We start from the raw sequence: 20,406 nt of genomic DNA, 5'->3' as shown, positions 1-20,406 counted from the left end.
CCCCGCACGTGCGCGTTCGCACGAGCGCGCGCGGGGCCCCTGTCGATCCGGTTGGGGAGTCAGTTCCCTTCGGTTTCAAAGCCGCGCAGCAAATCGGCGGCAACGCTCACGGCAATGGTCGCGGGTTCCTTGCCGGTGATGTCGGCCATCCCGATCGGGGTCTTGATCCGATCGATGGTGGCCTCGTCGTGACCGCCCTCGGTGGCGAGGCGTTTGCGGAACCGCACCCACTTGGCCGCCGACCCGATCAGCCCGATGAAGCCGAGATGGGCGGTGCGCAGGGCGGCGTCGCACAGAGCGGCGTCCTCCGCGTGATCGTGGGTCATGATCAGGATGTGGGTGCCGGGCGCCAACTCCGCCAGTACCTCCTCGGGCAGCAGCGGCGTGTGATGTACGTGCACCTGCGCCACCGCATCAGCCAGCACGCCGAGCCGCTCCTCGGTGAGGATGTCGGAGCGGGTGTCGATCAGATGCAGGTCGAGGTCCTGACGTGCCAGGATGCGCGCCAGCTCCAGCCCGATGTGCCCGACGCCGAAGATCGCCACCGCCCGCGGCACCGGCAGCGGTTCCAGCAGCACCGAAACCGTGCCGCCGCAGCACTGCACACCATGCTGGTTGGTCACCTTGTCGTTCAGAGCGAAGTCGATCAGCTCCGGCTCCGGCTTGGACACGGCGATCATCTCCCGGGCCCGATCGATCGCGACGGCCTCGACATTGCCGCCACCGATCGAACCCCATGTCTCGGTCTGCCCCACAACGAGCTTCGCACCGGCGTCGCGCGGGGCATGGCCGCGTACGGTCGCGACGGTCACCAGCACGCCGGGCTCCCGGCGTGCGCGCAACCGTGCCACCGCGGTGAGCCACGTCATGTCAGGCACCGCTCAACGCTTTTGTGTCGGTGTGGATCTTGCCGTTGGCGGCGTGCCCGTTTCCGGCGTGGTCGCTGGTGGGGAACCCGTTACGGGCGTAACCGTTCCGCGAGACATCGCCCTGGCGAGCCGCCTCGATCGCCCAGTACACGGCCTCCGGCGTTGCGGGCGAGGCCAACTCGACGCTGACCCCGCTCGGCCCGAACGCCGCGGCGGCCTGCCGCAGGGCTTCCCGCACGGAGAACGCCAGCATCAGCGGAGGCTCACCCACCGCCTTGGACCCGTACACCGCGCCCTCTTCGGTGGCGTTCTCCAGAAGCGTGACGTTGAACTCCTCGGGCATCTCCGAAAAGCTCGGCAGCTTGTAGGTGCTCGCGGCCTGGGTCAGCAGCCGGCCGCGGTTCGGCCCGTCACTGGCGTCCCAGCGCATGTCCTCGAGCGTCAGCCAGCCCGCGCCCTGCACGAAGCCACCCTCGACCTGACCGATGTCGATCATCGGGGACAGGCTGTCGCCGACATCGTGCACGATGTCCACCCGCCGGATGCGGTACGCGCCGGTGAAACCGTCCACCTCCACCTCAGCCGCGGCGGCGCCATGGGCGAAGTACTTGAACGGCGAGCCGTGGAACGTCTTCGCGTCCCAGTGCAGACCCTCGGTCCGGTAGAAACCGGCCGCCGACAGCTGAACACGCTGGAAGTAAGCGGTGCGCACCAGGTCGTCCCAGGCCAGCTCCTTGTCGCTGCCCAGGGCGCGCGCGACGCCCTCGACGATGCGCACATCCGAGGCATGCGCACCCAGCTGGGTGCCGGCCACCTGCAGCAGCCGCTCGCGCAATTGCTCGCAGGCGTTCTTCACCGCCGCACCGTTGAGATCCGCCCCGGCACTGGCGGCGGTGGCACTGGTGTTGGGCACCTTGTCGGTCCGCGTCGGGGCCAGCCGCACCTTGTGCAGGGGAATACCCAGCGTGGTCGCGGCCACCTGCAGCATCTTGGTGTGCAGGCCCTGGCCCATCTCGGTGCCGCCGTGGTTGATCAGGACCGAGCCGTCCTTGTAGATCAGCACCAGCGCGCCGCCCTGGTTGAAGGCGGTGAGGTTGAACGAGATTCCGAACTTGAGGCCGGTGATCGCAAGCGCCCGCTTGGTGTTCGGGTGCGCGGCATTGAAGGCCGCGATCGCGCGCTTGCGGTCGGCGATGCCGGCGTTGTCCTGAACCTGCTGCCAGACGGCGGAGATCCGTTCGGGGTGAGTGACCGGCTGTCCGTACGGCGTCGACTGGCCCTGCCGGTAGAAGTTGCGCTCCCGCAGCTCCATCGGATCCAGATCGAGCAGCGGCGCGCACCGGCCCATGATGTCCTCGATCACCAGCATGCCCTGGGGTCCGCCGAAGCCGCGGAAGGCGGTGTTGGAGACCTTGTTGGTCTTGGCGATACGACCGGCGATGCGCGCGTGGGGAATCCAGTAGGTGTTGTCGATGTGGCACAGGGCACGGGCCACCACCGGCTCGGAGAGGTCCAGGCTCCAGCCGCCGTCCGCGGTCAGGGTGGCGTCCAGGGCCTGGATGCGGCCGTCGGAGTCGAAGCCGATCTTCCAGGTGGCGTGGAACCCGTGGCGCTTGCCGGACATGGTCAGATCCTGAGTCCGGTTGAGCCGCAACCGAACCGGCCGACCGGTCAGCTTGGCGCCGAGCGCGGCGATGGCCGCGAACCCGTGCGGCTGCATCTCCTTGCCGCCGAAGCCGCCACCCATCCGCAGGCACTGCACGGTCACTTCGTGGCTGTGCAGGCCGAGCACGTGGGCGACGATCTCCTGCGTCTCCGAAGGATGCTGGGTGCTGCTCTGGACGAACACCTGCCCGGCTTCGTCGACAAGGGCCAGCGCCGCGTGCGTCTCGAGATAGAAGTGTTCCTGATCGGAGAACTGGAACTCGCCGGTGAACACGTGCGCGGAGTCGGCGAAGCCGGCGTCGACGTCGCCGGTCAGCATCACGGGCCGGGCGCCGTGAAAACTCTCGGCCGCGATCGCGTCCTGCAGGGTGATCAGGGAGGGCCGTTCGTCGAGCTCCACCTCGACGGCCGCCGCACCGAGCCGGGCCGCCTCCAGGGTCTCGCCGAGCACCCAGGCGACCGCGTGGCCGTGGAACATGACCTCGTCGGGGAACAGCGGTTCGTCGTGCTTCATTCCGGCGTCGTTGACGCCGGGCACGTCGGCGCCGGTCAGCACACGGACCACACCGGGCACGGCGAGCGCGGGCTCGGTGCGCAGCGCGGTGATCCCGCCGTGGGCCTTCATGACCTGGACCGGGTAGGCGTGCAGCACGTCCTTGGTGCGATGGACCAGGTCGTCGGTGTAGAGCGCGGTGCCGGTGACGTGCAGGGTGGCGCTCTCGTGCGGCATCGAAACGCCGACGACGGGCTTTTCGGGACGCTCGGACAACTGGCTCATGACGACACCGCCTCGGTGGTTTGCGCGTACAGCTTGAGCAGGCTCTGGCCGAGCATCGCCGAGCGATAGCCGGCGCTGGCACGATGATCGTTCATCGGCGTGCCCTGGGCCCGCAGCCCTTGGGCCGCGGCCTCGACGGTCTCCGCCGTCCATGCCTTGCCCTCCAGGGCCGCCTCGGTGGCGAGGGCGCGGATCGGGGTGGCGGCCACGCCGCCCAGGCCGATGCGCGCCTTGCGGACGATCCCGTCCTCGATGTCGAGCGCAAAAGCGACCGCCACGCTGGAGATGTCGTCGAAGCGACGCTTGGCGATCTTGTGGAAGGCCGTGACCGGCGACAGCGGCAACGGGATGCGCACCGCGCGGATCAGTTCGCCGGGACGGCGCACGCTCTGCCGGTAGCCGGTGAAGTAGTCCGCCAGCGGCACCTCGCGCTCACCGTCGGCGTCGGCGAGCACCACCGACGCCTCCAGCGCGAGCAGCACCGGAGGGCTGTCACCGATGGGGGAGCCGGTACCCAGGTTGCCGCCGAGGGTCGCACCGTTGCGGATGAGCCGGGAGGCGAACTGCGGGAACAGCTCTGCCAGCAGCGGGACACTGCCGTCGAGGCGGCGTTCGATCTCGGTGAGCGTCAGCGCCGCCCCGATCTCGATGACGTCGGATTCGACGCGCAGCTCCCGCAGTTCGGGCAACCGGTCGACGGCGACCACACAACCCTCCCTGCGGGAACGGATGTTCACCTCAACGCCCCAGTCGGTGGAGCCGGCGACCACCACCGCGTCGGGCCGCTCGCGCAGCAACCGCAGCGTCTCGGCGAGGGTGCTCTTCCGCAGGAACGCACTGTCGTCCTGGGCGTATTCGGTGGCAACCGGTGCGGGCGGGGACTGCTCGCGACGCAGCGCCAGCGGGTCCTCATCGGGGGGCGTACCGACGGCGAAGGCCGCATCGCGAATCGGGCGATATCCGGTGCAGCGGCAGAGGTTTCCGCTCAGCGCGTGCAGATCGAAACCGTTCGGGCCGTGCTCGGCGTCGGTGCTGTCAGGCGAGTCCGCGGACGCGTCCGCGTCCGAGCCCGAGGCCGCGTGCGCGCAGCGGTCGGGTCGGTAGTACTCGGCGGCCATGCTGCAGACGAATCCCGGTGTGCAGTAGCCGCATTGGGAGCCGCCGCGGACCGCCATCTCCTCCTGCACCGGGTGCAGGGTGGGCGGCACGCCGGGTTCGCCGGCGGTGGCGAGACCCTCGGAGGTGACGATCTCCTGCCCGTCGAGCGCCGCGGCCGGGACCAGGCAGGCATTGACCGCCACCCAGTCGGTGGGCTTGTTCACCCCGGGACGGGCCACCAGGACCGAACAGGCGCCGCATTCGCCCTCGGCGCAGCCCTCCTTGGTTCCGGTGAGGCCACGCTCGCGCAGAAATTCCAGCATTGTGGTGTGGGGCGCAGCCGGTGAAATCGGTGTTTCTTTCCCGTTGACCGTGATCCGCGCCGCTACCATGACAGGCCTTCGTTTCGGTGCGCGATCGGTCGATTCATCATGTTGGCCAATTTCAGGCAGCTTTCTGTGTTCAGACGCGCCACGTGAGAGGAATGGGCGCAAAACGGCACGCAACAACGACGTGCCAGGAGGCGGTGACGAGAAACCTGGAATGTGCCACGCGCGGGCACATCAGAAACGGCGTGCTCAGCAGCCGTGCGCGATCCGACCCGGAACCCAGACCGTGCAGTGGGCGAGGCGACCCAGATCAGAGCTGGTGTACATCTGCAGGTCGCCTCCTTCTCGGTAGTCATGAATCGTCTATCGCAAAATAGTGGCTGGCGCCACAGAGGGCAAGAGGTTGCCGGCGCGAACGGCGACCGCGCTGACCCGGCAGCATGTACCGCGATGCGCCCCTGAAAACCTGGAACACCCTGAGGCGGTGCACCGGGCGGACTCCCCGGCCACGTTCCACGCCGGTCTCGGCGAACGGCGGCAACTGCCCTGGATGCAAGCGCTGTTGTGGATGGAGCACTGCGGTCCTCGCCGCGCGACGCGACCCCTGCGGTGACAGCGTGTAACGCCGAGTTGCCCGACCGTGTATCCATGTTCGTGTCGATCTTGTGCATCTTTACAGTCGGCGGCATGGAATCCGGACGAGGCCGCCTATCTCGCTCTGTAGCGCCTGTCCACACCGTGATAGCACGGAGTAATTAGATTCGAGGGAGGCTCGACCGCATGGGTATCTTCAGCCGTCGCCAGAGCGCGACTATCGAGCCGACGCCGGCTGCCGGCCCCCGGACGCCTTCCCCGGCGGCCGAAGCCACCGGAGTCGCGCTCGACCCGGCACTTCGTGCGCTGACCGGGCAATGGACCATCGACCGCCCGCACAGCCGCATCGGATTCTCCGTGCGGCACGCGATGGTCACCACGGTGCGGGGGGCTTTCGCCGAGTACGACAGCGCGCTGTACTTCGACGGAGCCCGGCCCTCCGAGTCCCGCGCCGAACTCGTCATCCAGGTCGCCAGCGTCGACACGGGCGTAGACCAGCGGGACGCACATCTCATCGGCACCGACTTCTTCGACGCACGCCGCTACCCGGAGATGGTGTTCCGCAGTACCTCCACGTTCCACGAGGGCGCAGAGAGCTTCCGCATGACGGGGGATCTGACCATTCGCGACGTGACCCGGCCCGTCGAGCTGCAACTCGACTACCTCGGCTCGGTCCTGGACCCGTTCGGCTATGAGCGAGCCGGTTTCGACGCCACCACCACCATCGACCGCACCGAGTGGGGCTTGGTCTACAACCAACGCCTGGAGGCGGGCGGCGCCATGGTGAGTGAGAAAGTTCGGCTGCAGTTCGACATCTCCGCGATCCGGTCCATGCCCCAGGCGTAGTTGCCCCGAAAGGGCCCCTGCCGCCCGTATCCCTACACCTTCGACGAGGCGAGTCACCGTGAAGCCGACGCCCCGGGCGACCTGACGGACCGTTCCCGGCTCCGCGGAGGCCGCCACCTGACTGTCGCGATCCCGCGGTGACCAGGAGCGCAGAGACAGCTGTCCGGCAATCTCTGCACGAAGATCAAGAGGTCCTTAGGGGCCCTTTCGCCGATCGCCCTCAGGAATTCCGTAGACACTCGGTGTCACCGGCACCTCCAGGCGTGCACGGACCGGCATGCGCTGTGCACCGCACCGTCGCAATCTGGACGTAGCACCCCACCGCTTGGCTCACCTGGCCCAGGCGGCCCACCACCTGGAGACATCGCCATGTCGAACAACGAAAAGGCGGCAGGCGGCGCCGAGAGTCGACCGCGCTCCGAAGCATGGAAGACGGCGCTCACCGTGCTGCAGTCGGCGAAACCGCCGTTCGTTCCGGAGGGGGCGGAGGCGATGACGGTTCTCGTCGAGTTCCCTCCCGGCGATCCTGGCACCCCTCCGCACCGGCACTCGGGACCTGCCTTCGGCTACATGCTGGAGGGCGAGATGCTCTTCGAGCTCGAAGGCGAGCCGGAGCGGGTGGTCAAGGCCGGGGAGACGTTCTGGGAGGCGGGCGGCGATGTCATCCACTACCAGGACGGGAACAACCGGACGGACTCCCGCAGCCGATTCGTCGTCACGATGCTGTGCGCACCGGGTCAGCCCATGCTCACCCTCGTCGACGAAGAAGAGCTGGCCCGGCGCCGGCACCTGCGGGCTCCCCGGCCGGAGTCACGGCCTAGCCCTGGTTCCCCCGGGTGACGGTGCGGATCCAGGTGAGTTGCTGGGAGATCTCCCCGGCCTCGGCGATCTGCTCCCGGTCGGAGCCGTCAAAGACGCCGAGGAGGATTTCCGTGCCGCGGGGGGCGATGCTCATCACCGGGCCTCCGGAGTCGCCGCCGGCGGGAATCCCGGACACCTTTTCCATGCAGAAGTCCGACCCGCCCGGTGCGGTGTAGCCCTCGCATCGGGGGTCGTCCGGCCGCACGACTCGCAGGTCCGACTGCTTGAGCACCGGTGATTGGCAGGTGTTTTCGTCCCCGGTGCAGGTGGCTCCCCATCCGTATTGCCGTACGGCCTGGCCGAGGCGGACACCGCCCGTGGCCAGGCGCGCCGTGTGGACCTTCATCGGCGGCACCTTGATGAGCATCATGTCGGCGTGCGCGCTTCCCACGCGTTTGCCGGGCACCGGGTGGACCGTGGTGCCCTTCCGCATGTCGAGGCTGCCGACCCGGAACGAGATCCGCTTGTCGGCGATCGGCTGCGCCTGCTCGAAGAAGCAGTGCGAGGCGCTGAGGATCCATTGGTGTGTGACCGCCGTCCCGGTGCACGCCGGTTTGCCGTCGACGAGCATGCGCACCGCCCACGGTCCGTAAGTGCTCTTCGATCCGCCGATGACGGCGGAGGCCGGCGCGGACGACATCACCGAACCCGCCACCAACAGCAGGGAGGCAAGCAGCAGTACACGAACTCGACGCACCATCCGGAACAGCTCCTCTCGTCGGGGCACGGGCCATGTCAGGGAATGGGCCGTACGCGTCGTGAGATGCCCGGCTGGGCCAAAAAGTTCCGAATGTTCCAGGCTTTCATTGAAGATCTCGCCGTGATCCCGCCACCGGTCACCCCGGTCAGGCCGTGTCTCTTCGATCACCGGCTGCCATCCGAAGTCCTCAGATCCGCACCGCGCCGGCCAGTCGCTAACCGGGTGCGGACCGTCGGTGCGGTGGTGTGTGATCGGGCGTATGGCGATTGTGCTGGGCAAGCCGGGAGCTGACGGGCTGAGCGAGGCTGTGGGCGTGCTGCGGGAGTGGCAGTACGAAGGGGCGCCGATGCAACTGCATCCGGGTGACCTTGGCTGGTTCTGGCGGTTGGGTGCGCAAGCGACCGCCGCGGCGGTCAGGACGTGGAGCCGGGACGGGCGGATTCTCGCCGTCGGGCTGCTGGACGGCCCTGGACTGTTGCGGCTGACGATCGCGCCAGACGCTCAGCGGGAGGAGGAGCCGGCACGGCAGTTGGTTGACGACGTGACCGAGCCGGCGAGGGGATGACTTCACCTCGGCGCGGCGGAACTCACGGTTTGTGGGTTACCCAGAGCAGTTCCGCCGGCCAGCGGTGTGCCCAGTCGGGTGGGTCGGTTTCGTTGTAGCCGTTGGGTGTTCCGAGTTCGGGCCGCGGCTCGATGAGGTCGTCGATGAGGAGACCCGCGCCGCGCAGGACCTTGACCCAGTCGCCGTAGGTGAGCTGATAGCTGGTCGCGCCGTCGCCTTCGGCGATGGTGTTCAGCCCGAAGTAGTCCTGCTGCAGGGTCGTGGTCACGCGGCTGGCGGCTTCGTCGTAGCAAGCTTCGAACCATGGGCTGGCGACGTTGAACACCAGGCGCCCGCCTCGACCCAAGACGCGTGCGGCCTGCGGGACGGCCAGGTGCGGGGGCGCCCAGCTGAGCCCACCGAAGTCGCAGAACACCAGGTCGAAGCTGTCGGCGGCGAAGGGGAGTTGTTCGGCGGCGCCTTGCACCAGCGGGTAGCGGGCCGCTCCCATCGCGCGGGACGCTGCGGCGAGTTGGGCTTCGGACAGGTCGAGCCCGACCACGGTGGCGCCCTCGGCGGCGAGCGCCCTGGACCACTGGCCGGCGCCGCAGCCGAGTTCGAGGACGCGCTTGCCGGTGACGTCGCCCAGGGCGTGCAGGTGCGCGTCGGGGATGGAGTACATGCCCCACAGCCGGGGTGTGGCGCCGATTTGCGGGTCGTGCTTGTGCTGGTAGGCGCTGCTGATCTGGTTCCAGAGCCGCCGGTTGGCGGGGATGCTGTCCACGTGCCGACTCCAGCACTGCCTGCCGGGGGCGGTCAACACGATTAGGGCACTGGCCGGCCCTCGCTTCGGTCCGGCCCTGGCTCGGCCTATGATCCGCCGGACGAGCCCTAGTGTCCTCGGCGCCGGATCCCACTGCGGACCGCGACGCGACGCGACGAGCCGCGCCGCGCGTCCGGTCCGTCGATCGAGTCAGCGTACGAAGGTGAGTTCCGGGAAGTGGCGGGAGGGGCCGTCGAGCAGGGGGCTGTGCTGGTGGCGCAGTTCCTTGTCGAAGAAGGCCGCGAGGTAGGTGCGTTGGATCTCGATGGCTCGGTCGGGAGCGATCGTGCCGAACATCTGGACGAGTTGCATGGGGGACAGCCCTAGCGGGCCGGCCATCGGGGGCCAGAGAGCCTCGTAGTCCATGAAGGACAGATGCTGGGAGCCGAGCAGCTTCAGGTCGAATCGCTCGCCGTGCAGGTGTTTCCAGAAGGTTGCCCAGCTGCCATCGGTGTTGCGATTGTGGTTTTGGGAGCTGAACAGCAGGAAGGGGCGGTTGAGGTCGCGGGTTTTCGCGGGGCCGAAGAACTGACCGTCCAGGTTCGCGCCGGCGTGGATCCTGGGGTCCACGTGCATGGCCTCCGGCACCACTGCACCGCCGAGGGAAGCACCGAACATGCCTATCCGGTTCATGTTCACCGCGTGGGACAGCCCGTGGGGGAGCGGTGCGTGGTCCACGTCCGGGTTGCGGCCGTCGGCGATAGCGGCCAGTTGGTCGATGACGAAGTGGGTGTCCGCGGCACGGACGGCGATCGTGTGGGACGCGTGGGTGCCCGGCGGCATGGTGTTCACTTCCAGCCGTCCGCCGGGGAACTGCACCTCGCCGTCATCGTGGGTGTCGTCGAGAGTGACGACCAGGTAGCCGCGGCTCGCCAGGTCCTGGGCGAGCGCGGTGCCCGTCGCGCGGTCCGAGTGCAGCCCCGTCGAGTACAACAGCACCGGCAACTTCCCGGCCTTGGGATCCACCGGGGCGCCGGTGTGCCCGGCGGTGGTGGGCAGGGTGACCGCGTTCGGCGATACGCCCCGGCTGGTCAGGAAGTGCGTGGCGGCAGCGGATTCCAGCCAAGGTGCGGCGGGATGGCCGGCGGTCTGTGTCGCCGGATACCAGAGCGACACCATCAGCTCGCGCGGCCGGCTGTCGGGCGTCCACGGATCCGTGCGCTTCGCATCGCGCAGGTGGAGATTGACCATCCCGACGGAATAGTGCCCGGTCGGGGCGGGGAGCGTCAGCCCGCCCGGGGCGGCGTCCGGTGTGCCCAGAGGCGCCGTCTTTGCCGTGTGCGGCGATGTGGTTTTCCCGGCAGCGGCGGCCTGGCCGATCCCGGCGCCCAGCACGACGGCCAGCGCTCCTGTGGTACCGGCGATCCGTTCGCGCATCCGGCTGCGGGGTCGTCTCCGTGCGTGCTTCATGGGCAGCCCTCTCCATGGTGGCGATCGCAAATGTGTCCGGCGAATAGCCGCACATCGTAGCGGTGTTCGGCACCGGATTTCGCCTCGGCCAACACAACGCCCCGGCGTATGCGGGGAGTTGTCGCGCGCACGCAGACGGTGAGGTGAGGAGGTGTCTTGGTGGCACGGCCCACGCCTATTCGCCCGGGGGTGGGAGCGGGCAAGCGACCTCGCCCTGACCCGGGTTGGGCGTAGCGGTTGCACCTGTGCACGTATGCGGGAACGAAGTGCGAATGATTTTGTGATTTTATCGCGAGGGGACTTGCTCATACCGCGAGTTTCGCCACGGATACCCCTGTGCCGAAAGGACGCCTGCCCTGCACCCGGTTGCCCGTGCGCCCCGTCGGCATCGCACCCGACGCCGCGCTGACATGCCCCTCCTCGGAGGCGTCCGCCCACCGATCGCCGCACTGCTCTGCGCGCTGCTGGTGGTCGCCGCGTTCTTCGCAGTCGGACTCGGCACTGTTCACCAACACGATGTACCCCAGGCCGTGAGCGACGCGGAACGCCAGATCGCCGCCGACGCCGCCCTCTCGGTCGCCACTTCCGTCAACGCCAGGGCCACGGCGCTGCGCCGCACCACGGCTTCGGTCACACCCGCCGCCGGCAGCACTCCGGCACAGGTCATGAAGTCCCTTCCGCCGGCCCGGTCGTCAGCCGGACGTTCCGTACAGGGTGGTGTGCTGCTCGCCCCGGACACCGGCAAGCGGCTGGCGGCCGGCGGCGAACCCGTGCCGCTGACCGGCCTGGATGTGGCCGCCCTGGCGCGGTCCGATGCCGGCGAGATCGCGCCCCGGCTGGTCACCTCCGCGAACGGCACGCCCCGGCTGCTGCTCTTCGCCAGGGTGACCGTGCCCGCTCGGGGACACGACAAGGACGAGAACGCCGACCAGGCACCGGACCTGAACGAGGGCCCGGGGAGCGGCGAGCGCGCCTTCCTGCTGGTCGTCTCCGAAAAGCTCCTCGCCCCGCAGGCGTACGGGGGCGGGCGCACCGGTCAACTGCTCGACCGGAACGGGAAGGTGCTCGCCACCACTGCCGATGGCGGCCCGGTCCGGGGCGACACCGGCGCTCACCATCTGCTCACCGCGGTGGCGAACGCCGCGAAAGCCGGTCCCCGCACCGCCGGCAGCGCCGGAAGCCTGCTCGGTGACAGCCACCACGGGTTGCGCAGGGTCGCGGGCTGGGCATCGGTCGCCGAGGCGGACGGGAAGGACGAGACCTCAGGCCTGGGGCTGACGGTCCTCACGTTCAGGGACGTGCCTCCGGCGAAGGGCGGCCCCGACTACACCCGGTTCGCCCTCGTGGCCGCGGCCGTGCTGGTGGTGATCGCCGCGCTGGTCACCGTGGCGCTGTGGGGTGCCGTGCAGCGCCCGCTGCTACGGCTCCACCTGTCCGCCGCACGGTTGGCCAAGGGTGCCGCGGAGACCCCCGAGGCGCGGGAGGAACTGTCGCGGCCGGTGCCGGTTCCCCCGCTCGGCGAGCTGGGCACGGTCGGCCGGGCGCTGGAGTCGATGCGCCGCCAACTGCTCGGCGAGTCGGAACCGGAGTCGGTGCGGCCGGTGCGTCGGCGCCCCGGCGTCCGGTCCGTGATCCTCATCTGCGCACTGCTGATCGCCGCTTGGGGGGTGCCGCTGCTGTTCCTGGTCAACCGTGTGCAGGCCGGCAAGGCGGTACCGGCCGCCACCGTCGCCGACCAGCAGGCACGTACCGAGGCCGCCGCCGACCGGGTGCGTCAGTCCCTCGACGAGAGCTACACCGACCTCACGACGGTGGCGACAACCCTCTCCGGACAGTCGCGGGAGCGGACGGCGGACGTGCTACGGCGCGCACTGGCCGGCCATGCCAAGTACCGCTCGCTGTATGTGCTGGACCACACCGGCGCCATCTTGACGCGGGTCGGCGAGGAGCCGCTGCGCACCCTCGTCCATGCGCCGACCGGCAGCGGCATCACCCGGGTCAACACCTCGGGCAGGATCCCCTCGATCGCCGCCTACGCCCAGATCCCGTCGGCCAGAACCGCCAGGGATGCGGCCCCGGCCGTACTCTTCGCCGAGATCGATGTGAACGCGCTGAACAGCCTGCTGTCCCGGCCGGGGCTCGGCAGCGTCTGGCTCACCGATGAGCACCACAGGGTCCTCGCGGCAAGCGTCGGGTTCCAGGCCTTCCAAGCGCTGCCCAGCCAGGGCTTCACCCGCCTGGTGGCCAAGACGGAGGCGGCACCCGGGAACGCGGGCAGCCCGGTGTCGACCGTACTGCGCGCGGAAACCACGCCGGGTGCCGGCCCGTCGGTCGCGGCCGCCGCGCCCCTGGCACGTACGGGACGTGCCGCCGGACTCGACTGGCGGGTGGTCTCGGCGGAGCCCGCCATGGCCCTCAAACTGACGGCCTATCAAGCCCAGTCCCGCACCATGCTGGCCGGGCTGCTCGCCCTGGCCGCAGGCATCGCCTGCCTGGGCTGGCTGCACATCGTGGTGGTCAGGCCGCTGCGCGCCCTCGCCGGATGTGCGCAGCGGCTCGCCGACGGCGACCGTCGCACGGTGCTGTACCCAGTCCACCACGACGAGTGCGGCTCGGTTACCCGCAGCCTGGAACTGCTCCGGCAGGCGCTCGCGGATCGAGGCCGTGGCGATGGCGCCAACCCGGCCTCTGCCTCTGCCCAGTCGTCACGGTGCGAAAGTGCGCCGGGGTCGCAAAGGATCAACTGACGTGCTCTTCCTCTATGTTGTGCTGCTGCTGAGCTGTACGGCCCTGCTGGTCTCCGGCGTGCTGGAACAGCGACGTCACTACGCCGCCCTGGCACAGATCCCCACTCGGGTGCTGGTCAACGGCATTCGCGGCAAGAGTTCCATCACCCGGCTGTGCGCGGGGGCGCTGCGCGGCGGCGACCTGGTCACCGTTGCCAAGACCACCGGCACCGCGGCCCGGTTCATCCATCCGGACGCCACCGAGGAACCGGTGTACCGCAAGTTCGGCATCGCCAACGTCGTGGAGCAGATAGGCATCGTCCGGCGCGCGGCGGCGTACCGGCCGGACGCGCTGGTGATCGAGTGCATGGCGGTGATGCCCGCACTCCAGGAAGTCAACCAGGAGAAGCTGATCCGCTCCACGATCGGTGTGCTGTGCAATGTCCGCGAGGACCACCTCGAGGAGATGGGTCCCACGCTGGACGATGTGGCCCGCTCGCTCTGCCGGTCGATGCCGGTCGGCGGGATCTGCGTCACCGCCGAGCGGGAGCGGCTGGGCATCCTCAAGGAGGAGGCCGACAAGCGGAGTTGCCGCCTGATCGCGGTCGATCCGGAGTCGGTCACCGACGAGGAACTGCGCGGGTTCAGCTGGTTCACCTTCAAGGAGAACGTTGCCATCGCGCTGGCGGTGGCGGAACTGCTCGGCGTGGACCGGCACACCGCGCTGCGCGGCATGTGGGACGCGCCGCCCGACCCCGGCGTGCTCTCCGTCGACCGCTACCGCACGCCGGACGGCAAGCGGCTGCGCTTCGCCAATGTCTTCGCGGCCAACGACCCCGAGTCGACACTGATGAACATCCGTCAGCTGGAGGAGCTCGGCGCGATCCGCCGCCCGCTCAACGTGGTCATCAACTGCCGCCCGGACCGGGTGGAACGCAACGGGCAGATGGGAGCGATCGTCCCCGATCTGAACCCGGAGACCGTCTTCCTGATCGGGCACCCCACCAAGAGCGCCCGCGACGGCATCCCCCTGGGCTGGTCATCGGGGCGCGTGGTGGACCTGGGCGGCGAACGGCGTGACGCGGGCGAGCTGACCCACGCCCTTCTCGCCGAACTGGGCCCGGACTCCTCGCTGGTGGCCATAGGCAACATCCACGGCCAGGGCGAACTGTTCCTTGAGCACCTCGGCGAGCTGGACGCGGACGACACCGGCGAACCACCCGCCCTCGCGCACCCGCCCGAGCCGGAGCCGTACAGCTGGGTGGCGCCGCTGAACGGCCCGGAGCCCGATCCGCATCTCCCCAACCTCGCCTCCGCCGGCCACCACGCCCCGAACGACCCGACAAGGAACCCCTCATGATCCCCGTCACCGTCACGCCGGAGACAGCCGCACTGGGGATCGCCCTCGGACTGGTCTTCTCACTGGTGTGCTATCTGACCACCAACCTCTCTCCCGGCGGCATGATCACCCCCGGTTGGCTGGCGCTGACCCTCGTCACCGACGCGGGCCGGGCCGCACTGATGATCGGCGTCACGGCGCTCACCTACTTCGCCACCAAGGTCCTGCAGCGCCAGGTGATCCTCTACGGGAAGCGGCTGTTCGCCGCCGTGGTCCTGTGTGCGGTGGTGCTGCAGGCCACGGTGATGCTCGCGCTCCAGCACGAGTTCCCGCTCCTGTACACCACACAGACCCTGGGCTTCATCGTGCCCGGCCTGATCGCCTATCAGCTGATCCGCCAGCCGCTGGCGGCCACCGCGATCTCCACCACCGCGGTGACCCTCGGCACGTATGTGGTGCTCGTCGCCGGACTGCTGCTGGGGGCACTGCCCGCCGGCTGACCAGGCCGGACCGTACGAGTCCGCCACCGCCCGCCCGTCCGCCCGTCCGCCCGTCCGTACGTCGAGGAGGTCACCATGAGCACCGACCCCACCCCGCGCCGCGGCCCCAGCCGTCGTCAGGTCCTGAGCGGTGTCGCCGGCCTGGCCGTCACCGCCGGAGCGATCGGCGCATACGCACGGCACCACTTCCAACAGGAGCGTGCCGGCAAGCCGCACGATGACTTCGCGGTGCCGACCGGCGGCTACCGCTTCGAGCGCCACCGGACGCCCGCCCGTACGGTGGTCCGTGCCGCCGACGGCCGCGTGCTGGCCACCTTCACCGACGGCGCGCGCACCGCACTGCTGACCGGCCCGACCCGCACCTGGAGCGAGCCGCGCACCACCAGCGCGGTGGTGCACAGCAACGCCTGGGTACGGCTGCTGCCCGACGGCTGGCGGCAGGGCCACGAGCACACCCGGTGGTTCCACGAATGGTTCCCCAAGGTCCTCGGCGACCGGCGCCCCGACGTCATCGGCACGGCCTTCCAGTACGGCGACGCGGCACCCGACCGCCGCGACGCATCCGGCCTGCGCTACGCGGGCAATGCCGCCTTCGGGCCACGAGTGGCCGGGCAGTCGCCGTCGTCGTTCCACTACCGCGACGAGAAGTCGGACTTCTACGACTACCTCGGCATCCCCTGGACCTTCCCGGACGGCACCCGCAAGGACCCGGAGAAGGAGCGCTACGGCGACGTCGACTGCTCCGGCTTCATGCGCCTGGTCTGGGGATACCGCATGGGATACCCCCTGCACGCCACCAACACCCGGGGCGCCGGGCTGCCCCGCCGGGCCTACGCCATCGCCGGCCTCGCCCCCGGCGTACTGCTGATCCCCGACACCGGCCGAAGGCCCACCGACATCGGCCTGCTGCAACCCGGGGACCTGGTCTTCTTCGCCATCGACATCGGCAGGCCACACGGCATCGACCACTGCGGCATCTACCTGGGGCCGGACGACAACGGGCATCCGCGCTTCTATTCCAGCCGCTCGAAGGCCAATGGCCCCACCATGGGCGACCTCGCCGGCCGCGCGACCCTCGACGGTGACGGCTTCTACGCCCAGGGACTGCGTATGGCCCGCCGACTGTGAAACCGCCGGCCCGCACCCTCCCGCCCGACGCCCCCCGATCGCCCACAGCCCGACGCTCCTGAGAGGCCCCGTCATGGCCACCGCCCCCGTCACCCGGGACGCCACGGACCGCTCCCACCCCACCGGAGCCGGCCGGCTGGCCGCCGTGCGTCAACAGGCCCTCGGTCACTGGGAGTTGTGGACCCTACTGCTGATCCTGGCCATGGCAACGGTGCTCTACACCTGGGGCATCGACCATGCCGGGGTGCACCCCTATTACAGCGCGGCCGTGCGGTCGATGGCGGCGAACTGGCACGCCTTCGTCTACGGCGCGCTGGACCCCGGCGGCTCGATCACCCTGGACAAGATCCCCGGTGCGCTGTGGCCGCAGGCCCTTTCCGTGAAGCTCTTCGGGCCGTACGACTGGGCGGCGGCACTGCCCCAGGCACTGGAGGGCGTGCTGGCCGTCTGGGCGCTGCACCGGATCGTGCGTGCCTGGGCCGGCGCACCGGCCGGGCTGCTCGCCGCGCTGGTCCTCACCCTCACCCCGATCACCGTCGCGCTGAACCGCCACACCATCCCGGACACCCTGCTCGTCCTGCTGCTGGTCCTCGCGGCCGGATCGCTGCAGAAGGCGATCAGCACCGGGAGGCTGCTGCCGCTCCTCCTCTGCGGGACATGGGTGGGACTCGCCTTCCAGGCGAAGATGCTCCAGGCCTGGCTGGTCCTTCCGGTCTTCGCCGCCGTGTACCAACTGGCCGCTCCCGGCTCGCGGTGGGACCGGGTACGGCGGCTGTTGCTGGCCGGCGGCACCGCACTCGTCGTCTCCTGCTCCTGGCTGCTGCTGGTGTGGGCCACGCCCGCCGCGAACCGCCCCTACGCCGACGGGACCACCAACAACAACCCCTTCACCCTCGTCTTCGGGTACAACGGGCTGAGCCGCTTCGGCCAGGACCCGCATGCGCTGGGTGCCGTCGCCGGCACCGCCGCCAGCCGCACCACCGGCAACACCGGCTGGAGCATGCTGGTCAACCACACCGTGGGCCCACAGATCGCCTGGCTGCTGCCGGTCACCGTACTGGCCCTGGTGCTGGGCCTGTTGTGGCGTACGGGGCAGCCGCGCACGGACGGGCCGCGCGCGGGGTACCTGCTCTGGGGCGGCTGGCTGGCGGTACACGTCGTGGTGTTCAGCACCTCCAACGGCAACCACGGCTACTACACCGCCGTACTCGCCCCGGCCCTGGCCGCGCTGACCGGCGGCGGAGTGGCACTTTTCCGGGCCGAATACCGCGCCGGCGGCCCGCGCAGGCCGGCGCTGCCCGTCGCGATCGGGCTGACGGCACTGTGGGCCGTGGTCATTGACGCGCCGCACGGCAGGTTCGCGCCCTGGCTGCTGCCGGTGGTGCTGATGCTCGGCCTGTGCGGGACCGTCGGCCTGTGGTCCTGCGGGCCGCGCAGCACGCGCCGGGCGGTGCGCAGCGCCCTGGCGGCGGGCTTGGCGTCCGCGCTGCTCGCCCCCGCCGTCTGGGCCACCTCCAGCCTGGACCCGCGGTACGGCGGCTCCCAGATGTCGCCGATGGCCGGACCGGTCGGCCCCGGCTACCTCGACATGCGCCACCACCACCGGCACAGGCCCCGCCCCACCTCCCTGAACACCCCCTCCACACGGGACGCCGCGCTGCTGAACTACCTCACCGCGCACCGGTCCCGCGAGAAGTACCTCCTCGCCACCCAGGCCGCCTACGGCGCCGAGCCCCTGCTGCGCGCCACCTCCCAACCCGTGCTGGTCATGGGCGGCTTCACCGGCCTGACCCCGTATCCGACCGCCCAGCAACTGCCCACCCTGGTCTCGGCCCGCCAACTCCGCTACGCCCTGCTGACCAGTCGCCGCCCGTCCACACCGGCAACGGCCTGGGTGAAGCGGAATTGCACCCGCGTCCCGTCGCGCGCCTACGGCCGAATATCGGACGGCAGCTTCACCCTCTACGACTGCGCCCCGTGAGGGGGCGAAGCCGCGGCATGCCTCAGGCCCGGGTGGGCTCCACCCGGGCCTGAGGACCGACAGCTGCTACGAGCGCTAGCCGGCCTTGTGTACGACCATCGCTGACCCGCCGCCTCGGCGCTTCGGTTCGGCGACCGCCTGGGTGCGCCCGTCGGAGAGGAACTCCAGGGCGGCCACGGCGCCGATCTCCGGGGAGGGCGTGAAGGCCTTCGGGGCCACGACGAAGTGCTGGCCGAGCCCGTCCAGTGCCTTGCGCTCGGGGGACTCGAGGAACGCCGGCTCGGCCTCGGTGTCCGTACGGTTGCGCTGCGAGATCCGTGGTGCGGAGACCGCCTGGGGCAACGTCATGCCCAGGTCCACGCGGTTGACCAGGGTCTGCAGCACGGTCGTGATGATCGTGGCGCCGCCCGGTGAGCCGACGGCGATCAGCGGGTGACCGTTCTTCAGAACGATCGTGGGGGACATGCTGCTGCGCGGACGCTTGCCGGGACCGGGCAGGTTCGGGTCGGGCACGCCCTTGGAGACCGGAGTGAAGCTGAAGTCGGTCAGCTCGTTGTTGAGCAGGAAGCCGCGTCCGGGCACGGTGATGGCGGAACCGCCGGTCTGCTCGATGGTGAGGGTGTAGGAGACCACGTTCCCCCAGCGGTCCGAGGCCACCAGGTGCGTGGTCGAGGGGCCTTCGTACTGCTCCTGGGTGCCGGTGCCCTTCGTGCAACCGTTACCGGGTCGGCGCGGATCCGCGGGGGCGACGGGGCTGGTGAGGGTGGAGGTGGGGCTGATCAGGCAGGCCCGGTCCTTGGCGAACGTCTTCGACAGCAGCTGTTTGGTGGGGACGTCGGAGGACTCCGGGTCACCCACCCACCGGTTGCGGTCGGCGAAGGCGATACGGCTGGCTTCGAGGTAGTGGTGCAGCGCCTGGACCCGGTCGGCCGCGGACAGGTGGAAGTTCTCCAGGATGTTGAGCGCCTCGCCGACGGTGGTGCCACCCGACGAGGAGGGCGCCATCGAGTAGACGTCGAGGCCGCGGTAGGTGGTGTGGGTGGGCTCCCGGCGCAGCGCGGTGTACTTGGCGAGGTCGCCGGCTTCCATGAGGCCGGGGCGTACCTTCGCATCGGAGCCGGGTGCGACGGGCGGGTGCTGCACCGTTTGGACGACATCGCGCCCGATCCCGCCCCGGTAGAGCGAGTCCATCCCCTCGCGAGCGAGCTGCCGGTAGGTACGGGCGAGGTCGGGGTTGCGGAAGCGCGTTCCGACGACCGGGAGTTGACCGTGCGGCAGGAAGAGCTTCGCGGTGGAGGAGATGTTCCGGAAGCGCTTCTCGTTCATTTCGGTCTGGGCGCGGAATTCGTCGTTGACCACGAAGCCGTCGTCGGCGATCCGGGTGGCGGGACGCAAGGCCTTGGCCGGCGAGATCGTTCCCCAGTCGTGCAGCGCCTTCCGCCAGGTCGCCGGAGTGCCCGGTATGCCCACGGACAGGCCGGAGTTGACGGCGTCGTCGAAGGGGAGGGGCTTGCCGGTCGACGGGTCGATGAAGGCATCGGACTGCATACGGTCGGGGGCGGTCTCGCGGCCGTCGATGGTGCTGACCTTGCCGGTGCGGGCGTTGTAGTACGTGAAGTAGCCGCCGCCCCCGATACCCGCCGAGTACGGCTCGACGACTCCCAGGGCCGCGGCGGTGGCGACGGCGGCATCGACGGCGTTACCGCCGCGGCGCAGCACTTCGATGCCGGCCTTGGAGGCGTAGGGATTGACGCTGGAGACCGCGCCGCCGCTGCCGGTGGCGACGGATTCCTTGGCGGGTGGCTTGAGTCCGGATTCCGACGCGGCCGCGGCGGCTGGGGCCGAGGTGCCGGTGCCTGGCTGGGCGCGGGCGTTGAGGGAGAAGACCAGAGGGACGGCGATCGCCACTACGGAAGTGGCGGCGACCACGGTGCGGCGGACAGGCATGAATGCCTCCTGGTAGCACTACAGGAGCTGCGACTGCGGAAACTTTCGCAGGAGGCCATCGCCACGGCAACGGACGGTGGCATTAATTGCGCTACATCTGAGGTTCCCGCTCAGTAGCGTACGGCGCAGACGCAACCTCGTTGAACTCCTGGCCGCCACCTGCGGAGTTACACTCCTCGGCGGTTTCTGGCCGCGGTGCACCGACACCGCCACGGGCCCCGCCGGTCAGCCCGAAGCGGTGGTTGTCGGGGGACACAACGACACCACT

At 69.8% G+C, this 20,406-nt stretch carries 14 protein-coding genes and 1 pseudogene; 8 read left to right on the top strand and 7 right to left on the bottom strand.

Annotated elements, in window-relative coordinates; genetic code table 11:
• Positions 1-59 precede the first annotated feature (59 nt).
• From xdhC to ACIRPT_RS28165, 3 genes are read right to left on the bottom strand one after another with little or no spacing between them, the layout of a single operon-like run.
• The gene (xdhC, locus tag ACIRPT_RS28175) at positions 60-869 is read right to left on the bottom strand and encodes a xanthine dehydrogenase accessory protein XdhC (protein ID WP_403832028.1); all 810 of its coding nucleotides are present in this window, start codon (positions 867-869) and stop codon (positions 60-62) included.
• A gap of 1 nt (position 870) precedes the next feature.
• Complete coding sequence (gene xdhB / locus ACIRPT_RS28170) at positions 871-3,312, bottom strand: xanthine dehydrogenase molybdopterin binding subunit (protein ID WP_403831996.1); 2,442 nt, start codon at positions 3,310-3,312, stop codon at positions 871-873.
• A complete protein-coding gene (locus ACIRPT_RS28165) occupies positions 3,309-4,802 on the bottom strand; it encodes a xanthine dehydrogenase small subunit (RefSeq protein WP_403831993.1) in 1,494 nt (497 codons plus the stop codon). The genes xdhB and ACIRPT_RS28165 overlap by 4 nt, the downstream gene beginning before the upstream one ends.
• A 717-nt stretch (positions 4,803-5,519) precedes the next feature.
• Between ACIRPT_RS28165 and ACIRPT_RS28160 the strand changes: the two genes are divergently transcribed.
• On the top strand, positions 5,520-6,179 hold the full coding sequence (locus ACIRPT_RS28160) for a YceI family protein (protein WP_403831990.1): 660 nt from the start codon (positions 5,520-5,522) through the stop codon (positions 6,177-6,179).
• A gap of 369 nt (positions 6,180-6,548) precedes the next feature.
• Positions 6,549-7,019 (top strand): cupin domain-containing protein, encoded by a 471-nt coding sequence (locus ACIRPT_RS28155; RefSeq protein ID WP_403831988.1) that lies wholly within the window; start codon positions 6,549-6,551, stop codon positions 7,017-7,019.
• Here the strand turns inward: ACIRPT_RS28155 and ACIRPT_RS28150 are convergent.
• Entirely contained in the window at positions 6,997-7,740 is a 744-nt protein-coding gene (locus tag ACIRPT_RS28150) for a S1 family peptidase (RefSeq protein WP_403831986.1), read from the bottom strand. The two genes, ACIRPT_RS28155 and ACIRPT_RS28150, sit on opposite strands and share 23 nt — an antisense overlap.
• A gap of 259 nt (positions 7,741-7,999) precedes the next feature.
• On the opposite strand from ACIRPT_RS28150, the pseudogene ACIRPT_RS28145 reads away from it, so the two are divergent.
• Positions 8,000-8,302 (top strand): annotated as a pseudogene (locus tag ACIRPT_RS28145) (GNAT family N-acetyltransferase); the annotation flags it as partial.
• Positions 8,303-8,327: 25 nt separating this feature from the next.
• On the opposite strand, the gene ACIRPT_RS28140 reads toward ACIRPT_RS28145, so the two are convergent.
• Both ACIRPT_RS28140 and ACIRPT_RS28135 read right to left on the bottom strand, forming a co-directional pair.
• On the bottom strand, positions 8,328-9,068 hold the full coding sequence (locus ACIRPT_RS28140; protein ID WP_403831983.1) for a class I SAM-dependent methyltransferase: 741 nt from the start codon (positions 9,066-9,068) through the stop codon (positions 8,328-8,330).
• 189 nt (positions 9,069-9,257) lie between these two features.
• Complete coding sequence (locus tag ACIRPT_RS28135; RefSeq protein WP_403831981.1) at positions 9,258-10,517, bottom strand: alpha/beta hydrolase family protein; 1,260 nt, start codon at positions 10,515-10,517, stop codon at positions 9,258-9,260.
• Positions 10,518-10,927: 410 nt separating this feature from the next.
• Between ACIRPT_RS28135 and ACIRPT_RS28130 the strand changes: the two genes are divergently transcribed.
• The 5 genes from ACIRPT_RS28130 to ACIRPT_RS28110 all read left to right on the top strand — a co-directional run bounded on the left by ACIRPT_RS28130 (position 10,928) and on the right by ACIRPT_RS28110 (position 18,191).
• Complete coding sequence (locus tag ACIRPT_RS28130) at positions 10,928-13,264, top strand: HAMP domain-containing protein (protein ID WP_403831978.1); 2,337 nt, start codon at positions 10,928-10,930, stop codon at positions 13,262-13,264.
• A 1-nt stretch (position 13,265) separates the two neighbouring features.
• Positions 13,266-14,603: a poly-gamma-glutamate synthase PgsB gene (pgsB, locus tag ACIRPT_RS28125; RefSeq protein ID WP_403831976.1), complete on the top strand. Its 1,338-nt coding sequence runs from the start codon at positions 13,266-13,268 to the stop codon at positions 14,601-14,603.
• A complete protein-coding gene (locus ACIRPT_RS28120) occupies positions 14,600-15,082 on the top strand; it encodes a poly-gamma-glutamate biosynthesis protein PgsC/CapC (RefSeq protein WP_403502392.1) in 483 nt (160 codons plus the stop codon). Before pgsB ends, ACIRPT_RS28120 begins: the two co-directional genes overlap by 4 nt.
• Positions 15,083-15,157: 75 nt before the next feature.
• Positions 15,158-16,210, top strand: coding sequence for an NlpC/P60 family protein (locus ACIRPT_RS28115; RefSeq protein ID WP_403831974.1), 1,053 nt, complete (start codon positions 15,158-15,160; stop codon positions 16,208-16,210).
• A 73-nt stretch (positions 16,211-16,283) separates the two neighbouring features.
• Positions 16,284-18,191 (top strand): ArnT family glycosyltransferase, encoded by a 1,908-nt coding sequence (locus ACIRPT_RS28110; RefSeq protein WP_403831972.1) that lies wholly within the window; start codon positions 16,284-16,286, stop codon positions 18,189-18,191.
• A 75-nt stretch (positions 18,192-18,266) separates the two neighbouring features.
• Here the strand turns inward: ACIRPT_RS28110 and ggt are convergent, their stop codons facing one another.
• Positions 18,267-20,138 carry a gamma-glutamyltransferase gene (gene ggt, locus ACIRPT_RS28105; protein ID WP_403831970.1) on the bottom strand — a complete coding sequence of 624 codons (1,872 nt, stop codon included), beginning with the start codon at positions 20,136-20,138 and terminating at the stop codon, positions 18,267-18,269.
• Positions 20,139-20,406: the final 268 nt, after the last annotated feature.

It is taken from the genome of Streptomyces sp. NPDC101227, from assembly GCF_044767545.1.
GTDB lineage: Bacteria > Actinomycetota > Actinomycetes > Streptomycetales > Streptomycetaceae > Streptomyces.
Note: the sequence above shows the minus strand (reverse complement) of the source record. Positions and strands in the feature narration are given on the sequence as shown.